This window comes from Mesorhizobium sp. M2E.F.Ca.ET.209.01.1.1, from assembly GCF_004010375.2.
In the GTDB taxonomy this organism is placed as follows: Bacteria; Pseudomonadota; Alphaproteobacteria; order Rhizobiales; family Rhizobiaceae; genus Mesorhizobium.
This window is the reverse complement of record NZ_SADP02000992.1, coordinates 1-303: the sequence shown is the minus strand read 5'-3', so window position 1 is coordinate 303 and position 303 is coordinate 1. Positions and strand designations below refer to the sequence as shown.

General features: G+C 66.3%; 1 pseudogene. It reads left to right on the top strand.

Going from position 1 to position 303, the window contains the following annotated elements:
* Positions 1 to 303, top strand: a pseudogene (locus tag EN852_RS38815) (hydrolase); the annotation flags it as partial.

Sequence of the window (303 nt, the reverse complement as noted above, 5' to 3'; positions counted from 1 at the left end):
GGTCGGCACGGTGATCGACTTCGAAGGCGGTATCACGGCCTGCCTGGCCGGCATTGCCGCCGAGGCCGGCGTGGCCATCGACGGAGAGGAAGCGCTGGCGCTCTATCGGCACGCCCGTTACATGCCCGGCGTCGGGTTGTTCCCGGACGATCTCGTGCGCGTCTACATGGTCATCGCCCCACGGCTCGGCCTGCCGGCCGAGGAGAAATACGGTGTCCGCCTGCGCGATTCAGCCAGCGTTTGGAAAGGCTTTCCCGACAGCGCCGCTGCCTTGGCCGATCTTGCCAAGTCGCACAAGCTGAT